This window comes from Roseovarius sp. TE539 (genome assembly GCF_003298505.1).
In the GTDB taxonomy this organism is placed as follows: domain Bacteria; phylum Pseudomonadota; class Alphaproteobacteria; order Rhodobacterales; family Rhodobacteraceae; genus Roseovarius.
Genome location: NZ_QNGB01000019.1, coordinates 12,827 through 30,963, shown reverse-complemented (window position 1 = coordinate 30,963; position 18,137 = coordinate 12,827). Strand labels below are relative to the sequence as shown.

Here is an 18,137-nt window from a genome sequence, read left to right as displayed (position 1 = left end):
TCAGAACCAGGTCTGGACGCCGCGCGCCGCCCCCGAAATATCGCGCCCGATACCATCGACCGTTGCACAGCCACCCAGAATGCCCAGAAGCATCACTGCGATCAGCGTTTTCATTGTTTCTGCCTTGTCTGCTCGTTTCTTTGTTGGTGAGACCGCTCAGTCCTGCGGCTCATACCACCACACTTCGGGCAAAAATCCAATACCGTCGCCGTAGATGGGCAGATTGTCCTTGGGATATTGCAACGCCGCCTGATGGGCGATGCGCCCCACGGCGTACTGATGAACGGGTATCACGTAGCGGCCGGTGGTCAGCACCCTGTCAAGCGCGCGGGTCGCCATCACGAAGTTCTCGCGGGTGCGCGCGGTGAGCATTTCCTCGATCATCGCTTCGGCCGCGGCCGAGTCCATTCCCATGAGGTTGCGGCTGCCGGGCGTGTCCACCCCGGAAGATCCCCAGTAGTAATATTGCTCGTTGCCGGGGCTCAGCGACAGAGACCGGCGCATGAAGGTGAGATCGAAATCATACTGGCGCTCGCGCTCGTTGTACTGGGCCTTGTCGATGCTCTGGATGTCGAGGGTGATGCCCAGCCTTTCCAGCGCCCGTGCATATATGTCCATCATCGCGCTGGCCTGCTGGATCAGGGCATCCTGGCGCAAGAGCACGGTCAGTTCCAGCGCCGTGCCCTCGGCGTCGCGCAGCTTGCCATCGCGCACCGCCCAGCCGGCCCTTTCCAGAAGCCGCAGGGCCTTGCGGAGGTTGCCCCGGTTTCGCTTGGTGCCGTCGCTTTCGGGAAGCGTGTACCCCTCGAGTGCGCCGGGCAGCAGCTCGTCCTTGTAGGGCATCAGGAGGTCGCGCACCCGGCCGGTGGCCGGTCCGGGGCGCATACCCAGTTCGGAATTCGAGAAGTACGACGTGATGCGCGGCTGCCGCCCGCCGGTCAGGGTGTCGTTGATGTATTCGAAATTGAAGGCATGGATCAGTGCATCGCGTACCCGCCAGTCATCCAGCGGCGGGCGGCGGGTGTTCATGACGAACCCCGTTATCCCGGACGGTTTGCTGTGCGGGATCTCGGATTTGACGATCTCGCCGCGGCGGATTGCCGGGAAATCGTAGTCGCGCTCCCATTTCTCGGCGTTGAATTCACGCATGTAACTGATCGCGCCGGCCTTGAACGCCTCTTTCATCACTGCGTTGTCGCCGTAGAACTCGATGCGGATCTCGTCGAAATTGTTGGTGCCGCGGCGCAGGGGAAGTTCCTTGCCCCAGTAGTCCGGATTACGGGTCAGGACCACGTTCCGGTCCACCTCGTAGCTGTCCACGACATAGGGCGCCGTTCCAATCGGAATATCCGCGAGGCGCCCCTCGGCGAAATCGCGGTCTTCCCACTGCGCTTTCTTGAGGATCGGGCGCATCCCGGCCAGCAGGGCCAGTTCCCTGTCCTTTTCGTTGAACGTGATGCGCAGGCTCCGCGGGCCGGTGGGTTCTATCACCTCGATCTTGTCCCAGAGGCTTCGGTATCGCGGATGGCCCCTGGTGCCGACGGTGCGGTAGGACCATATCACATCCTCCACGGTGACCGGGCTGCCATCGGAGAATCGGGCCTCGGGACGCAGGGTGAATTCCACCCATTCGCGCCCCGGCGGAGTCTCTACCGATTCGGCCAGAAGCCCGTAAAGGGAGAACGGCTCGTCCCAGGAACGCCCAAGAAGCGACTCGTATGCGAGAAATCGCAGTTGCCAGGGCGGGCTGCCCTTGAGGATGAACGGGTTGAGCGAATCAAAACCGCCGACATTGCCGGTCACCACCTTGCCGCCCTTCGGCGCCTGCGGGTTGGCATAGGGCAGAGACACAAAATCCGGTGGGAGGGCCGGATCCCCGTACATAGCTATGCCATGCTCGGGGTTCGCCAGTGCCGTCTGAGCCCACAAAACCGATACAAAAAAGGCCATGGCGCGGATGGTTCCGTGGAAAAAAACTGGTGTCATTCGCGCAACAATCCCCGGCATCCCTTGTTTCATTGACCCGGAGCGTAGAGACGGATTCATGGCTTTTCAAACTTTTAGCTTGGATGACGGCGCCGGATTGCTTATAAAGAAGTCACTGCTCGATAGGTTTCTTGCCTGTATGAAACCTGCCTCAATAACTGGACGCCGGTCTTGTACCGGCGTCTTTTTTTGTCCACCCCCGCCCCGGCGCCCGTTGCATTCGCATGTGCCGCATATATGCTGCAACCGCGAAATAAGGGGATGGTGACATGAGTGTTTCAGGCAAGACCGCGATCATTACCGGATCGAACTCGGGCATCGGGCTCGGGGTGGCGCGCGAACTGGCCCGGGCCGGTGCGAATGTCGTCCTCAACTCCTTCACCGATTCGAAAGAGGATCATGCGCTTGCCGCGGAAATCGGCCGCGAACACGGCGTCGAGGCCCGCTACATCAGGGCCGACATGTCCAGAGCGGAGGACTGCCGGGCTTTGATCGACACGGCGGGCGGGTGCGATATCCTCGTGAACAATGCCGGTATTCAACACGTCGCGCCGATATCCGAATTTCCGACCGAAAAATGGGATGCGATCATTGCGATCAATCTCAGCTCCGCGTTCCACACCACTGCCGCGGCGTTGCCGGTGATGCGCGAACGCGGCTGGGGCCGGGTCGTCAATATCGCCAGCGCGCACGGCCTGACGGCCTCGCCTTTCAAATCCGCCTATGTCGCGGCCAAGCACGGTATCGTTGGATTCACCAAGACCACGGCGCTGGAAACCGCCGAGGAGCCGATCACTGCCAATGCGATCTGTCCGGGCTACGTGCTGACACCTCTGGTCGAGGCGCAGATTCCGGACACGATGAAGGAATACGACATGTCCCGCGAAGACGTGATCCGGGACGTGATGCTCAAGCGGCAACCCTCCAAGGAGTTCGCGACGGTCGAGCAACTTGGCGGCACGACCGTCTTCCTGTGCTCTGACGCGGCGGCGCAGATCACCGGCACGACGATCAGTGTCGATGGCGGATGGACCGCTCTCTAGGTCTTGGCGCTTCGCGATGACGTTCGGCGTGGGCAAAGCCTCGGACCGGCTTCATGCGCGGAGCCGGGGAGATGAACGAAAATGACGATCCGCATCAATCTGGCCCTTCAGGGCGGCGGCGCGCACGGGGCCTTCACCTGGGGGGTGCTCGATCGTTTGCTGGACGAGCCGGACATTGAGGTTGCCGGGATCTCGGGCACTTCGGCAGGGGCGCTCAACGGTGCGGCGTTCAAATCCGGCTGGCTCAAGGGGGGGCGCGATGGGGCGCGCGAAAACCTCGATTGGTTATGGGGACGGCTGGGTGCCGTGGGGGACATGCGCATGCCGGCCTGGATGGCAGGGCCGCTGATGCCCGGCGCGATTTCCTCGGCCCTGGAACATTCCCTGCATTACAACATGGCGGATGCCGTCTCGCGCATGGTGTCGCCTTATGCGTACGGTCCGTTTTATCGCAACCCGCTGACCGGCATTGCCGATGAATTCGATTACGATACGGTCTGCGCCACCGCGGGGCCACGCTTGTTCGTCGGTGCAACCAATGTTCACACCGGCAAGATCCGCGTCTTCACGGGCCACGAGATCAGCACCCGGAGCCTTTTGGCCTCGGCCTGCCTGCCAACGCTTTTTCAGGCTGTGGAGATCGACGGCGCGCATTACTGGGATGGCGGCTACACCGGCAACCCGGCGCTTTTCCCGTTGTTCAGCCATGACTTGCCCGCCGATATCGTGGTGGTCAACATCAACCCCCTCGAACGTACCGAGGTGCCGCGCAGCCCGCAGGAGATCCAGAACCGTATCAACGAGATAAGTTTCAATTCCTCGCTTCTTCGCGAGCTGCGCGCAATCGCCTTCGTGCAACGCCTTCTTTGCGAAGGGCAGTTGCCTGAAGGCCGCATGAAACGGGTCCTGGTGCACATGATCGCCGATGACGTTTTGATGCGGGAACTGTCCGTAGCCACCAAGCTGATGCCGACGCCTCATGTCCTCGGGCGGCTGAAGGAGGCCGGACGCGCCCGGGCCGATGCCTTCATCGACGCCCACAAGGATGACCTCAACAAGAACGGCACCACCGACCTGGATGCGATGTTCAGCTGACGGGTGTCATACGCTTGTCGGGTGCAGGGCTTGCAGGGATCGCGTCGCACGTCGGATGATGCGGTGACTTTCATCCGGTGTCCCGACCGGTCGCGCGTGCAGTCTGCTCGCCACAAGGTGCGCGAGGTTTTCCTGGCGGATCAGTTCGAATAGGCGCGTGTGCCGCGGCAAATCCGGAGGCGGAACAACGTGAAACATGGGTTTACCGATCACGAGAGGACGGGATGCATCTTCAATATCGGACCCGATTGTGGCGAATCTGGATCCTGCGGTGAGCGCGACAATGGCTTTTTCCGGGCAGGATCGGCCCCGTCATCGTGCGTTTTTCGGCTATGTCCGTCGTTGGAGGGTTTTCAGGTGCATCCGAAAGGAAGCGCGTGTGGCGTGACGCGGCCGCCTGATCGGCCGCGGAATACCCTGAGTCACTGTTCCGGCTTGACCGCAGCCGGGCGCCGGTCTTGACTTGCGCCCAGCCTGACAAGAGGAGAGGTGATGGACATTCCCCTGAATCCATGGCGGGGGCGCGGCCTGCCGGACGAAGTGCTGTCGGATGCGCCGTGGCCGAGTGTCGACGCGTCGCGGCCGGAGTTCTTGTTGAGCCGATGCCCCACGGCCGCGCCGACGCCGTTGGTCCCATGCAGCGGTTTCGGTGCGCGGGTGATGGTCAAGGACGAACGTCAGCGCATGGGCCTGGGCAGTTTCAAGGCGCTCGGTGCGGCCTATGTGATTGCCCACGAGGCCGCGGCAACCGGTTCCACGGACCTGTCAGGCGCGTTGTCGGGGCGGGTTTACGTGACCGCCAGTGCGGGCAATCATGGCCTCTCCGTTGCCGCCGGCGCGCGGATATTCGGGGCCCGCGCCGTGATATATCTGGCCGGGACCGTGCCCGAGAGCTTCGCCGCCCGGCTGCGCGGCAAGGGGGCCGAGGTGATCCGCGCAGGGCAGGAATACGAGGCCAGCATGAACGCGGCGTCCCGAGCGGCGCGTGACAATGGCTGGACGCTGCTTTCGGATAGTTCCTGGCCGGGCTATTTCGACCTGCCGCATCGTCTGATGGAGGGATATCTGGCGATGGCGGCCGAGATCACCGGGGCCATGCCGGACGCGCCTGACCTCGTGATGCTTCAGGCCGGTGTCGGCGGTCTTGCCGGGGCCTGCGCCGCATGGTTCCGGCAGGCCTGGGGGGACGGCCCGCGCATCGTGGTGGTCGAACCGGAAGCGGCACCGGCGCTGAGGGATTCGATCGCGGCCGGCCGGCCGGTAACGGCGGCCGGACCGGTGTCCAGCATGGGGCGGCTGGATTGCAAGGCGCCTTCGCTGATCGCTCTCAAGGGGCTGGCGCGGGATGCCGATGCCTTCGTGACCGTCAGTGACGCACAGGCCGCCGCGGTGCTGCCGCAATTGGAGGCCCGGGGGCTGGCCACGACAGAATCCGGTGCCGCGGGGCTGGCGGCGCTGCGCGCGATGACACCGCAGCCCGGCCGCGAAGACCGCGTTTTGGTGATCCTGAGTGAAGAGGCGGAAATGTGAGCGAGGGATTTGCCGAGGAAGAGTACCGCGCGCGTGTTGCCGCCGCGCAGGCGCGGATGGGCGCGGCTGGCCTTGGCGCCCTGCTGCTGACGGCCGAGGCGGATTTCCGCTACTTCAGCGGTTTTCTAACCCGTTTCTGGGAAAGCCCGAGCCGGCCCTGGTTCCTTGTCCTTGCCGCACATGGCGATCCGGTGGCGGTGATCCCCGAGATCGGCGCGGCGCTGATGCAGCGGACATGGGTGCGCGACATCCGGACCTGGCCTGCGCCACGGCCCGATGATGACGGGATCAGCCTGCTTGCGGAGGCTCTGCGCGAGATTGGCGGGCCTGTCGGTGTGCCCTCGGGTCCGGAAAGCATGTTGCGCATGCCGCTTGACGATTTCGACCGGGTGCGGCGCGATAGCGGGCTGGAATGGCGTGGCGATGCTGGGATCGTCGCAGCGTTACGATCAGTGAAGTCGGAGGCCGAGATCACCCGTATCCGGCAAAGCTGTGCCGTGGCGGGGCGGGCCTTCGGGCGGCTGGACGAGATCGTGGCGCCCGGTGTGCCGCTGGCGCGGGTTTTCCGGGATTTCCAGCGTTTGCTGTTGGAGGAAGGCGCCGATTGCGTGCCTTATATAGCCGGCGGGGCCGGGCCGGATGGATACGGGGACGTGATTTCGCCTGCAACTGAAGCGCCGCTTGCCGAGGGCGATGTCCTGATGCTGGATACAGGCGCGGTCAAGGCCGGGTATTTCTGTGATTTCGACAGAAACGTCGCGATCGGGTACGGCCTTCGGCCGCAGCGCGATGCACATCGCCGGTTGATCGAGGCGGTGCGGGCCGGGCTGGACACCGCCCGGCCGGGGGCTCTGGCCAGCGATGTATGGCGCGCGATGGCGGCGGTCACGGGAACCGCGCAGGACGAGGGACGGCTGGGTCACGGGCTGGGCATGCAGCTCACCGAGGGGCTGTCGCTGACGGCACGGGACCGGACGGAGCTGCACCCGGGTATGGTGATCACGCTGGAGCCGGGCGTGGTGACCGGGCCGGGACGGATCATGGTCCACGAGGAAGTGGTGGTGATCCGCGCGGGGGCGGCTGAGGCGTTGAGCCCTCTGGCCGGGCCCGAGTTGCCGGTGATCTGACGGGCCGCCCGGGTGGGCGCGTGCCCGTTGCTGACACCACGGTCGGGTCACTCCGATCTGGCGCAACATGTTTACCCGGGGACGTTCCGGGCCAGGGCGCAGAACTGTTCGAGGGTTACTGTCTCGGCCCGCTGAGTGGGGTCGATGCCGGCCGCGCGAAGGCGGTCCCCGATATCGGGGCAAAGGCCCTTGAGCGCGGCGCGCAGCATCTTTCTGCGCTGGTTGAAGGCCATCGCGACCACCCGTTCCAGAACCTTGTGATCGGCAGGGAAGCGCGGCGCGGGAAGGGCTTGCAGGTGCACCACGGCGCTGGACACCTTTGGGGGCGGAGAAAAGGCCCCCGGCGGCAGGTTCAGGACGATCCGGGGCACGGACCGCCATTGCGCCAGCAACGACAGCCGTCCATAGGCCTTCGAGCCCGGCGTTGCCACGATCCTCTCGGCGACCTCGCGCTGGAACATCAGCGTGAGGCTCTGCCAGAACGGGGGCCAGTCCCGCGGGGTGAGCCAGCGCACCAGAAGTTCGGTTCCGACATTGTAGGGCAGGTTCGCCACCACCTTCACCGGCGGCGTGAGATGGGCCAGCGGATCGAGTTGCAGCGCGTCGGCCTCGATCACCTCCAGCCGTCCGGGGCAGGCGTCGGCGATTTGCTTCAGCGCGGGCAGGCAGCGGCGGTCCTTTTCCACAGCCAGAACGCGGCGCGCGCCCTCGGCCAGAAGCCCTCGCGTCAGGCCGCCGGGGCCGGGGCCGATCTCCAGGATGTCCGCGCCGGTCAGATCGCCCGCCTGACGGGCGATCTTGCCGGTTAGGTTGAGATCCAGCAGGAAATTCTGCCCAAGTGACCGGCGCGCGTCGAGGTCGTGATCGGCGATCACCCGCGAAAGCGGTGGCAGGGTATCAAGCGTTTTCATCGGGTCGCGGCGCGGGCAGCGGCCATGCGGGCGCCCATGCGCAGCGCCGCGATCAACGAGGCGGGGTTGGCCGTGCCGTGCCCGGCAATGTCGAGCGCGGTGCCATGATCGGGCGACGTACGGATAAAAGGCAGGCCCAGCGTGACGTTCACGCCGTGATCGAAATCCAGCGTCTTGACGGGAATGAGCGCCTGATCGTGATACATCGCCACCGCCGCGTCATAGCGCGTGCGCGCGGCGTCATGGAACATCGTGTCGGCGGGCAGGGGGCCGGCGATGTCCATGCCTTCGGCGCGCAGGCGGTCCAGCGTCGGGGTGATAATCTCGATCTCCTCGCGGCCCATGCGCCCGCCCTCTCCGGCATGTGGGTTGAGCCCGGCCACCGCAATACGCGGCCCGGCTATACCGAAATCGCGGATGAGCCCCGCATGGGTGATACGGATCGTTTCCTCCAGATCCTCGCCGTTGAGCCGCGCCGGCACCTCGGAAAGCGGGATGTGGATCGTGGCCGGTACGACGCGCAGCGCCTCGCAGGCCAGCATCATCACCACTTTTTTCGTCCCCGCGAGCGCGGCAAGATACTCGGTATGGCCGGGATGGGAGAACCCCGCGCCTTCGGCGAGTGCCTGTTTGTTGATCGGGGCAGTGCAGAGCGCGGCCGCCGCGCCCGAGGATACCAGATCGGCACCGCGCGCGATGACGTCGATGATACCCTGCGCCTGCGCCGGATCAGGGCGGCCCGGCAATCGCGGACCGGGAAAATCGTGGCGCAGGACAGGCAGGCCGCGGGCGCAGGCCGCCCGGGTGTCACTGGGCTGCGCAATCTCGACGACCGGGCAGGTTCCGGGCAGGTGGGCCGGGTCACCGATCCAGAAGAACGGCAATCCGGCACCGAGTTCGCGCCACGCCGCGACGGCGATTTCAGGGCCGATCCCGGCCGGTTCGCCGCAGGTCAGCGCCAGAGGAGTGGTCATTTCTCGATGATCCGCGCCTCTGCGCGCAGCTGCTCGAGCCAGCTTTGGGCAAATGCCTCGAGCCTCTGGTTGCCGATCCGTCGCGCGAGATCCTCGGCGGCGCCATCGGGATCTTCCTGGATTTCCTCGGTGCGTCCGCACAGCATCAGCACCATGAGTGTCCGGCCATCGCCACCTGTCAGGTTTGTCGATATTTCGCCGGGATCAAGACGCGCCAGCTCCAGCGCCACGTCCCGCGGAATCTCGGATGGGGCCTTGCTCGTGCGTTGCAATACCTCCGGCGAGGTGTTCCCGACGACGCCGTAAAGATCATCGCAGGTATCGGTATTGGCCTCGATCTCGGCCGCGCGTTCAAGGGATTCGGGGCTGCGTCCGCCGTCAAGGTGATAGATGGCATATTCGATTGCCGCGTAGTCAGGGCTGGGCGCATCGACCTCTTCGATGGCGCGCATCTGGAAAAGCGCCAGGGCGCCCTGAATCGGAATCGGGTCTGTCACTTCACCTGGGGCCAGGCCCAGGACCACCGGCCGGAGCTGTTGCGGCAGCTTGTTGAGCGACAGCCAGTCAAGCTGCCCGCCATCGTCGCGTGAGGGAGAGGCCGAATATTGCCTCGCATTGGCCGAGAACGCCTTGGGCGAGGTGATTTCGGAGAGGGTCTGGGCAAGGGCCTGAATCCGGTTCTCCTGACCTTCCTGCATGGGAATGATGATTTCGGACAGAAGAACGCGCACACCCGCACGCCCGCTGACAGCTGATTGCGCGCGGTCCAGATCCTCCTCGCTGACCGAAACGCGGGAGGAAAAGCGGGCGCGCACCATTTCGCGCCATGTGATCCCGGCACGAACGAAATCGCGGAACGATTGCTCGGACACGCCGGCGGCGTCGAGCTGCTCGATCAGTTGATCCGCGGTGACATCGCCCTGACTGGCAAAGTTTTCCATGCCCTCGCGAATGGTGGCGTCGTCGATGGTCACGCCGGCACTGCGGGCGGCGTTCATCTTGAGCCGCTCCTCGATCAGCTGTTCGCGGGCCAGACGTTCGGGATTGGCCGGCGCGCGCAGCAGGCTGAGCAGCTTGGCACGCTGGTCCAGTTCGTAGCGCGTGATGGCGTTCCCATCTACGGTGATCACCGGCTCGAAGAGATTCTGTGCCGTGGCGCGCGGGGCGGCAAGGCCGAGGGCCGCGGCGAACAGAAACGCGATGCCGGCCAGGAGGGCCGTCGCGGCGGTGCGGGAGGGTCGTATCATGATGCCTGTTTGCCTGTTACTTGCATGTGCGGACATAGCTCTTGTCCTGGGTTCGCGTGCTGAAGCCGCGCAGTCCGACGGTCAAGCTGATATCCGTCGAAGGTTCAAGCACGGTTGACGACGTGAAGCGGCGCAGCGCCGACAACGATACCTCCACGCATTCGTTGGTGTAGGTCACGCCGGCGCCGGCGGTGACGCTTTCGTCGTTGGCGACGTCATAACGCCATTGAGCACTGCCAGTCCAGTGGCGGGTAAAGCGGTAGCTGCCATTGAAGGCCCATTCCGACAGCGTACCGTTGCGGTTTTCCGCCGGATCGTCCCCGAGCCAAATGTAGGATGCGCCGAACTGCGTCTTGTCGGTGTACCAGAATGCCCGCGCCTCGGCCTTCTCGGTATCAAGTTCCGGGTCGAATATTCCGCGTGCGAACAAGCTGAACCCGGACGGCATGTGCACCTGCCCGGAAACAAGCAGATCGGAGTAGTCACCGCGCAACCCCGATGTCTGGGTGAAGCTGAAGCCGCCACCCGGCTCTGTCTGCCGTTCCTCGCGCACCACCTGGCCCAGGGTCAGGTTGCCGTGCCAACCTTGCGGATCGGTCCGTGTCCAGGTGACACCATAGGCTGCACTGGCGCCGCGTTCGCGCCGGTCCGTTTCGGTGAACCGTGACAAAGAGAAAAGGTTGCCCTCGTCGAATTCGTTGCGGGTGCTTTCGTCGTTGGGCACGAAAGGATCCGACCCGCCGACCCAGGCCAGTTGGGCCACGGGTTCGACGACATGGGTGACGCCCCCGGTGCCCGTCCTTATCAGCGGCCAGCGCAGCTGCACCGCCGTCGAAGGTGTCAATTCTGTCGCCGAGCCGGCACTCGTCACACCGGCCTGCCGGATCTCGAAGTGATCAATGGCAAGACCGGTCATCACCGTGCCGCGCAGCCCACCGGCAAGGGTCCAGCTTCGACGCCAGTCGGCGGCTGTGGTCAGTCTGGTCACGTCCCGTCCGTCTGCAAAGGTATCGAAATCGGGACCATCCACGGCAAGATCGGAAGATCGGAAATGACTGTGGGCCTCGGCGGTAAGGCGCACTTCGCCGCCGGTCCGCTCGGGGAAGATGCGCCGTTCGTAGGCGATGTCGCCCACTATGGTGGGCAGGGTCGAATTCTGTTCGCCATCGCGGATGCTGTGAAACCCGGTCACTGCGCCGCGCAACCACGTGTTGCGGTCGGTGCGCTCCAGTTCGATCTGGCTTTCAAGACGATCCTTGCCGGAGTACCCGTAATCGACCAGGTAGGCGTCGTCGCTGGTAAGCTCGACATCGAAGTTGAGCTTGAAGTCGTTGCCGATGTCGAACCTGCCTTCTCCGAAAAGGTAGCCGCGGGTGTCGCGATTGGTAAGATCGTCATCCGAGATCGCTCCGTTGAGGCGCAGATCGCCATTGCTGAATGCCTGCCGATACCGGAATTCCAGTGTCCGGGTCTTTTCCGATACATACGGGGTGAGGGTGATGTCGGCATGGTCGCCCAGACGAAGGAAATAGGGCACCTTCACACCCGTACCGAGCAGGCTCGAGGTGCGGATCACAGGCACAAGGAAGCCACTCGCGCGCTCAACCGTGGGATCCGGCAGGCGCAGGCGCGGCAGGTAGAAAACCGGCACGTCCAGAATCCGGAACTGCGCATTGTGCAGGTAAAGCTGCCGCGCCTGGTTGTCGTGGACAACGCGCTTGGCCCGGATCTGCCACAACGGGGGGCGGCCATGTTCGCAGACCCGGCAGGAGGTGACAGTGGCGTTGTAGAGCTGCGAAAGGCGCCCGTCCTCGCGGTTCAGTTGGGCGCCGGCCACCTGAAGGCGCTCGTCCATGACCATCCGGGCGCCGCGCAGAAGGCCGTTCTGCATGTCGCGATCGAGGCTGGCGCTATCGGCGAGGACGGTGGTGTAGCCGCCATCCGTCAGGGTGATGGGACCGGTGATTTCCAGCCGATCAGTGGCGCGATCATAGGTGATCGAGGTTGCACGGAGGCGCTGACCCTGGAAATAGGCCTCGACGTTGCCATGCGCCTCGAGGCGGTTTTCACCGCTCAGGCGCACGTCGTCCGCCACCAGCATGGCCGGTTGTGCAGCCGCCGCCCCCTGTGCCTGTGCGGTGGCCGGACGGGCTGGAGCGAACGCAAGGAGCAGCGCAAACGCAACCATGAGGATCGCGATCAACAGGACGTCCCGTCCGGATCCTTCCCTGCGACAGGGTATCGCGACGCTTCGGAGGCGTGGGCGATATGGGCGTGACGCCGTCATCCGTCCTCCATGTGCAGGAAGATTCCGGTCGCCATGAGCAGCCCCGCCACCGGTGGGGCCCATGCGGCCAGCATCACCGGTATTTGCCCGTTCTCGCCCAGCACCTGTGCGAAGTTCCGGATGTAATGCAGTCCGAAGCCAAGCAACACCGCCGACAGGACCGAAACGCCCGCATTCGAAAGACGGGCATGGCGCATGGTGAAAGCCGCGGTCATCACAACGAGTGCCATGAGATAGATCGGGCGGGCCAACTCCATCTGGAACCACACGGCGTAGCGCCGGGCCGAAAAGCCCGCGCCTTCCAGTTGCGAGATGAATTCGGGCAGATCCCAGATCAGGATGTATTCGGGCTTGCCGAAACTGTCGACAATGCTGTCGCGGGTCAGTTCGGAGGGGACGCTGAGGGTTTCCAGCCGGCGTGCGGCGGCTTCGGCGTTGCGCCCCGGGGTCAGATCCCAGATCTTTGCATCCGTGACGTGCCATTCGCCCTCGCCCAGCGTGGCACGCCGCGCGGTGATGCGGCGCAGCGGCTCGCCGTCGGGCGAAAAGGAGATGAAGGTGGTGTCGAAAAGCACATCGAGATCCGAGCTGGCGCGTTCGGAATGAATGACTGTCTGCCCGGTTGGGCCGCCCTGACGAAGCCACAGGCCTTCGGAAGAAAGCGCGAGAATACTTGTGCCACCCTCGGCATGGCTGTTCTCGACGTCCTTGGCAAGCTTGGCGGTGCCGGCGACGATCGGGTTGAGCATCGTGACCGAGATCATCCCGATCAGCAGCGCAACTGTCAACGGCGCCAGCAATCCGCGCAGCGCCGAGCGCCCGGCCGACCTGACAACCACCAGTTCCGAACTGCGTGCCAGCCGCATGAAAAGTGCCACTGACGACAGGATCAGGACCAGTGGCAGGAACTCGTAGTTTTCCTGCGGCATGTTCAGCAGCACGATCCGGACAACCTCGGCGAATGGCAGGTCCGGGAAATCCTGCAATTCGTCCACCAGGTCGATCAGCCCCAGCAACACCATGAACACGAAGAACATGCCGAGAAAGGTCCACAGGAACTTGCGAGCAAGGTAGAAATCCAGAATCATGCCGGATCTCCCCGGGCAGACCGGCCCAGAACGAGAATCCGGCGGAGTGCCAGCGCGCGCGATCCAAAGAAAAGCAGTACCGCCACTGTCGCCAGCCCGACCAACCCGGGAAGGTACATCAGCGGCCATAGGGCGGGATTGGCCAGCACCGGCCCCGATACCATCCCTTCGCCCAGCTTGATCGCCACCAGCAGCAGGAAGGCGGTAACGATTTGCCACCACACCCCGAAACGGCTGAACGTGCCGAGGAGGAGCGCGGCGAAACCGATCAGCGCGGCCGCCACGCAGATGACCGCTTCCGAGATTCGGCTGTGGGTTTCGAAAACCACCTGCCCGAGTGTGGCCCCGGTGCGTTCGGCCACCGCCTCCGGGGCAGCGAGCAGCGTGGCGGTGGGAACGAATTCCACCTTGTCCAGATTGGCCACACCTTCGGGTATCAGGCTGCTGATGTCATAGGAGAAGTCATCGTAATGAGTGGTGAACAGCCGGTCGCCGTCGCCGCGCAGATACTGCGCCAACCCCGAGACCATGACCAGTTTGGTCCCCCCGTCCTGGGGCACCAGATAGGCACGGGGCGAGGTGTAGACAATCGGGTTTTCCGGGTCGCGGCGGTCCGACAGGAACACATTCTGCAGCTCGCCCTCGGGCGTCACGCTGCGGATATAGAAGGTCACGCCGGATGCCGGGTGCAGGAACTCCCCCACGGTGAGCAGTTTGGCGGTCAGATTGCGGGCAACCTCGGCCTCGCGCAGGCGCAGCTTTTCGGCACTCGCCGGAACCAGGACATGCGTGAGGATCGACATCATCAGCGCAACGATCAGGCCGAAGATCGCCGCCGGCCGGGCCATCCGCCAATGCGAATAGCCGGTGGCCTGCATGACGGTCAGTTCGTTCTCGGTGCTCAGGCGGTTGGTGACATAGACGGCTGCCGCGAAGGCCGCGATGGGAAGCACCACCGCGATCACCGCCGGCAGGGTCAGCGCGGTGAATTCCAGAAAGACCCACGCCGACTGTCCGTCGCTGATCAGGTGATCGAACATCCGCACCGCCTTGTTGATCCAGAATATCGCCACGAGGATCAGCGCGAAGAAGCCGAACAGGATCATGAATTGCGACAGCATGTATCTGTCGAATCTGCTCAATCAATATCCCCCGTACCCGTCTTTTTGATGAGGGTATCCCAATTGCGCCGCCGGGAAAACTGCTATCTGGTCAACTCGGCGGCACCGCGCTAGGACTTCGGGCACGGTCCGGCCGGACCAAGGGGCAACGCCCTCTACCAAAGGCGAACAACAGGAGCGATCCCATGAGCAAACCCGTCCCCGTCACATTCCACGACACCGACCTTGAGGAGATCGCAACGGCCAAGGGACGCGTGGCTGTCGTTGTCACGCCCGATGGCCGCATGGATGCCGGGGCACGGCGGGCCAATCGTCTCACGAAGGGGGCTCTCAAGCGGATGATAGAAGCCGGCGTCATGGAGGATGCCAAACCCGGCGACGTGATCAGCCTTTCGTGGCCCACCGGCATGGCCGCGGAAGCCCTTGACATTGTCTGCCTGCCACGCACCGCAAAGCCGGACCTTCTGCGCAAGGCGGGCTCGGCCCTGGGAAAGCTCAAGGATCACAAGAGCTTTCTGGTCCTGGCCGGGCAGGTGCGCCGGCCCGAGGAGCTGGCCCTTGGCCTGTCTTTGCGGGCCTACGATTTCACGGCGCGCAAGACGGCCGGGGACAAGGATGCTGGCGAGGTCCGGATGATGGTGGCCGACAGCGATGCCGCGGAGGCCGCCTATGGTCCCGCCGCGGCGGTGGCCGAAGGTGTTTTCCTGACCCGTGATCTGGTCAATGAACCCGCCAACCACCTGACCACCACCGAGTTCGCCACACGGATCGAGGGCCTGCGCGATCTGGGCGTGGAGGTGGAAATCCTGGAAGAGGCGCGCCTGCGCGAACTTGGCATGGGCGCGCTGCTGGCGGTCGGGCATGGCAGCGAAAGCCCCTCGAAGGTCGCTGTGATGCATTGGCGTGGGGGCACGAAGGACGCCGCGCCGCTGGCATTGGTCGGCAAGGGTGTCGTCTTCGATACCGGCGGAATCAGCCTGAAACCGGCTGCCGGCATGGAGGACATGACCATGGACATGGGCGGGGCGGGTGTCGTCACGGGCGTGATGCACGCGTTGGCCCGGCGCAAGGCGGCTGCCAATGTCGTGGGGCTTGTCGGTCTGGTCGAGAACATGCCCTCGGAGCGCGCCACGCGTCCCGGGGACGTGATCACCTCGATGAAAGGTGAGACGGTTGAGGTCATCAACACCGACGCGGAGGGGCGGCTGGTCCTGGCCGACGTGATGTGGTACGCTCAGGAGGTCTGCAAGCCGGCCGCGTTGGTCGACTTGGCAACGCTGACCGGCGCGATCATAATCGGCCTCGGCCACGAGAAAGCCGGTGTTTTCTCCAACGATGACAAGTTCTGCGGCACTTTCCTGAAGGCGGCCGAAGCGGAAGGTGAAGGCGCCTGGAGGATGCCCCTCGGGGAGGCTTATGACGAGATGCTCAAGAGCCGTATCGCGGATATGAAGAATGTCGGCGGGCGGCCTGCCGGCTCGATCACGGCGGCGCAATTCCTGGCGCGGTTCGTCAAGCGGGACATGCCCTGGATTCATCTCGACATCGCTGGCGTGGCGAGCGTGAAATCGGACACGGCCCATGCTCCCAAGGGGGCCACCGGCTGGGGCGTTATGGCGCTCAACCGTCTGGTGAGCGAGCAGTTCGAGACGTCTTGAGTCCATGGGCGCGGCCTATTTCTATCACCTGACCAGGCGACCGCTGGAAGAGACGCTGCCGCTGTTGCTGGAAAAGGCTCTTCAGGCGGGATGGCGCGTGGCCGTTCGCGGGACGGATCCGGACAGGATGGAATGGCTTGACGCGAAGCTGTGGCAAGGTGCGGAGGATACATTTCTTCCGCATGGTCTTGCCGGGCGTCAGCACGAGGCGGATCAGCCGGTGCTGCTGACCACCGCAGTGGAAATGCCCAACGGAGCGAACTGTCTGATGACCGTGGATGGCGCCGTCATGGCGCCCGAGGAGGTGATGGCGCTTGATCGGGCATGCGTTCTGTTTGACGGCAATGACCAGACGGCCGTGCAGGCCGCGCGGAGTCAGTGGAAGGCGCTGACCCGGGCCGGATGCGCGGCGCAGTATTGGTCCGAGGCATCGGGAAAATGGGAGAAAAAAGCCGAAAGCTGAAAAAGACGCCTGCAGGCAATACCCTGCCGGTGCCACGGGGCAAGCGCCCTTGGAACATGATCCCGGGTGTGCGTCACAGGCGGGCGGGTGCGTTGACCCGCCGCACCAATGGGGCGCCATCAAGTGTCGGGCTGCCCTCGCGAAACACCGCGGCGGTTCGGCGTGTACGGACAGGCGGGCCCCGCGCGTGGCGAAGCCACCTGCCGGTCGCTGTTCAGAAGGACATGATGCGCGTGTCGTCCGCCAGAAGCCGGGCCGCCATCGCCGGCGGCTTGGCCGAGCCCACCCCGTCGAGCAGCGCATCCATTCCGACACCCTTGTTGGGAAGATAGATCGCGCAGACCTCCACGGTGCCGCCCTGATCCATGATCATCTTCATCAGGCCCTGCGGACTCATGCCCTTGGGCTTCTGCGGGCCGGTGGCGGCGGCGGGCGCATCGCGAAGCGCCAGATCCCCGCCGGGTCCGCAGAGCAGCGTGTAAGTGGTCGAACCCTGCTTGAGAGACTGCATCGTGAGGACCATGCTCATCAACTGTGTTTGCGGGTCTTCGCTGGTCAGAATGGTAACGAGATCGGGCGCTTCCTGGGCGGTGGCGGGGGTCTGCGCCATCGCGGCGAGCGCGATCATCGCGGCGGTGAAGGTCTTTCGCATCTTGGGTCTCCTTTGAAGAGTGAAATGTGATTCCAGAAGTCAGCTTATGCATCACGCTATGCGCCTCGGGGAGGATCCACATTGATTTGAGTCAAAGGTATTCAGAAATAAGAATGTGAAAGCGGCCACACCGGGAATCTCCCGGCCAGAACCCGGCACCGGCCAGATATATCGGATGGAAGAAGGAAATCTGCCCCGGGTTCAACACCTCGGACGGATCGGCGCACGCTCTCTCACGTTGGTATTCAACACCATTGCCGAAATCTGTGATCTGTGTGATTCCGCCGCGCGCCGGATCGGATTCAAGGCTGCCGGATATGTCTCGAACCAATCCCGAAACGCATCACCGCGTGAGCACCAGTTGTCCATTGGCGATTTCGACGCTTGAAAAGCGTTGCAGGTAGGTCATGCCCAGAAGCGATTGCTCGAGCTCGCCCTCGTTGACCACTGCGCGCACGCCGGTGTCGCGGATCGGGCCGATCGTGATACTCTCGAGGCGCACGGGGGCGGTGCGCACCTCCCCGTTGGCGGTATAGGCGCGGCCGACGAAAGCCAGCCTGTCCGGGTCGATGCCCGCGGCCCGGGCATCGTCTTGCGTCAGAACGATCTGCGTGGCGCCGGTGTCGATGACGAAGTCCACCGGTGTCCCGTTCACCTGAGCGGTAAGGTAGTAGTGACCGTCCGGTGCGCGCGGCAGCTCGATACGATTGCCATCCGAGAAAACGGCCTGACCGGGGCGCACCGTCTGCCGGATATCGTCCCACAGGCCGACTGCGGCGATGACCCCGAGAAATATCAGCCCCCAGACAACGGCTTGCTGTGCGACACGGCCCATGCTTTCACGATTGGAGGCCATGAACCAGAACACCACCGCGCAGCCGAGCATGACAAGGTAGACAAGGTGTGCGGTATCGAAATCGGTCATTTGCGGTATTTCCCAGGGGCCATGAAAAGG

16 protein-coding genes are annotated in these 18,137 nt (G+C 64.1%); 6 read left to right on the top strand and 10 right to left on the bottom strand.

What is annotated here, in order from left to right; genetic code table 11:
* Both DQW77_RS12395 and DQW77_RS12390 read right to left on the bottom strand, forming a co-directional pair.
* The gene (locus tag DQW77_RS12395) at positions 1–114 is read right to left on the bottom strand and encodes an entericidin EcnA/B family protein (RefSeq protein WP_113258546.1); all 114 of its coding nucleotides are present in this window, start codon (positions 112–114) and stop codon (positions 1–3) included.
* A 42-nt stretch (positions 115–156) separates the two neighbouring features.
* A complete protein-coding gene (locus DQW77_RS12390; protein ID WP_181711260.1) occupies positions 157–1,986 on the bottom strand; it encodes an extracellular solute-binding protein in 1,830 nt (609 codons plus the stop codon).
* Between the two features lie 269 nt (positions 1,987–2,255).
* Here DQW77_RS12390 and DQW77_RS12385 point away from each other — a divergent pair, with 269 nt between their 5' ends.
* The 4 genes from DQW77_RS12385 (at position 2,256) to DQW77_RS12370 (ending at position 6,781) form a co-directional block, all read left to right on the top strand.
* The gene (locus DQW77_RS12385) at positions 2,256–3,029 is read left to right on the top strand and encodes a 3-hydroxybutyrate dehydrogenase (RefSeq protein ID WP_113258545.1); all 774 of its coding nucleotides are present in this window, start codon (positions 2,256–2,258) and stop codon (positions 3,027–3,029) included.
* Positions 3,030–3,110: 81 nt separating this feature from the next.
* Complete coding sequence (locus DQW77_RS12380) at positions 3,111–4,124, top strand: patatin-like phospholipase family protein (protein WP_113258544.1); 1,014 nt, start codon at positions 3,111–3,113, stop codon at positions 4,122–4,124.
* Between the two features lie 492 nt (positions 4,125–4,616).
* A complete protein-coding gene (locus DQW77_RS12375; RefSeq protein WP_113258543.1) occupies positions 4,617–5,654 on the top strand; it encodes a pyridoxal-phosphate dependent enzyme in 1,038 nt (345 codons plus the stop codon).
* Positions 5,651–6,781, top strand: coding sequence for a Xaa-Pro peptidase family protein (locus tag DQW77_RS12370; RefSeq protein WP_113258542.1), 1,131 nt, complete (start codon positions 5,651–5,653; stop codon positions 6,779–6,781). The genes DQW77_RS12375 and DQW77_RS12370 overlap by 4 nt, the downstream gene beginning before the upstream one ends.
* Positions 6,782–6,852: 71 nt before the next feature.
* On the opposite strand, the gene rsmA is transcribed toward DQW77_RS12370, so the two are convergent.
* From rsmA to lptF, 6 genes are all read right to left on the bottom strand, one after another.
* Positions 6,853–7,692, bottom strand: coding sequence for a 16S rRNA (adenine(1518)-N(6)/adenine(1519)-N(6))-dimethyltransferase RsmA (gene rsmA / locus DQW77_RS12365; RefSeq protein ID WP_113258541.1), 840 nt, complete (start codon positions 7,690–7,692; stop codon positions 6,853–6,855).
* Positions 7,689–8,666 carry a 4-hydroxythreonine-4-phosphate dehydrogenase PdxA gene (gene pdxA, locus DQW77_RS12360; protein WP_113258540.1) on the bottom strand — a complete coding sequence of 326 codons (978 nt, stop codon included), beginning with the start codon at positions 8,664–8,666 and terminating at the stop codon, positions 7,689–7,691. Before pdxA ends, rsmA begins: the two co-directional genes overlap by 4 nt.
* Positions 8,663–9,913: a peptidylprolyl isomerase gene (locus tag DQW77_RS12355; RefSeq protein WP_258523851.1), complete on the bottom strand. Its 1,251-nt coding sequence runs from the start codon at positions 9,911–9,913 to the stop codon at positions 8,663–8,665. Before DQW77_RS12355 ends, pdxA begins: the two co-directional genes overlap by 4 nt.
* Positions 9,914–9,929: 16 nt before the next feature.
* Complete coding sequence (locus DQW77_RS12350; RefSeq protein ID WP_258523850.1) at positions 9,930–12,116, bottom strand: LPS-assembly protein LptD; 2,187 nt, start codon at positions 12,114–12,116, stop codon at positions 9,930–9,932.
* Between the two features lie 80 nt (positions 12,117–12,196).
* Complete coding sequence (gene lptG / locus DQW77_RS12345) at positions 12,197–13,288, bottom strand: LPS export ABC transporter permease LptG (protein WP_113258538.1); 1,092 nt, start codon at positions 13,286–13,288, stop codon at positions 12,197–12,199.
* Positions 13,285–14,409: an LPS export ABC transporter permease LptF gene (gene lptF / locus DQW77_RS12340; RefSeq protein WP_113258537.1), complete on the bottom strand. Its 1,125-nt coding sequence runs from the start codon at positions 14,407–14,409 to the stop codon at positions 13,285–13,287. Before lptF ends, lptG begins: the two co-directional genes overlap by 4 nt.
* Before the next feature lie 185 nt (positions 14,410–14,594).
* Between lptF and DQW77_RS12335 the strand changes: the two genes are divergently transcribed.
* Positions 14,595–16,067, top strand: coding sequence for a leucyl aminopeptidase (locus tag DQW77_RS12335; protein ID WP_113258536.1), 1,473 nt, complete (start codon positions 14,595–14,597; stop codon positions 16,065–16,067).
* 4 nt (positions 16,068–16,071) lie between these two features.
* Positions 16,072–16,530, top strand: a complete 459-nt coding sequence (locus DQW77_RS12330) for a DNA polymerase III subunit chi (RefSeq protein WP_113258535.1) — start codon at positions 16,072–16,074, stop codon at positions 16,528–16,530.
* 214 nt (positions 16,531–16,744) lie between these two features.
* Here the strand turns inward: DQW77_RS12330 and DQW77_RS12325 are convergent, their stop codons facing one another.
* The gene (locus tag DQW77_RS12325) at positions 16,745–17,182 is read right to left on the bottom strand and encodes a hypothetical protein (protein ID WP_113258534.1); all 438 of its coding nucleotides are present in this window, start codon (positions 17,180–17,182) and stop codon (positions 16,745–16,747) included.
* Positions 17,183–17,525: 343 nt separating this feature from the next.
* The gene (locus DQW77_RS12315) at positions 17,526–18,107 is read right to left on the bottom strand and encodes a TIGR02281 family clan AA aspartic protease (protein WP_113258532.1); all 582 of its coding nucleotides are present in this window, start codon (positions 18,105–18,107) and stop codon (positions 17,526–17,528) included.
* Positions 18,108–18,137 lie beyond the last annotated feature (30 nt).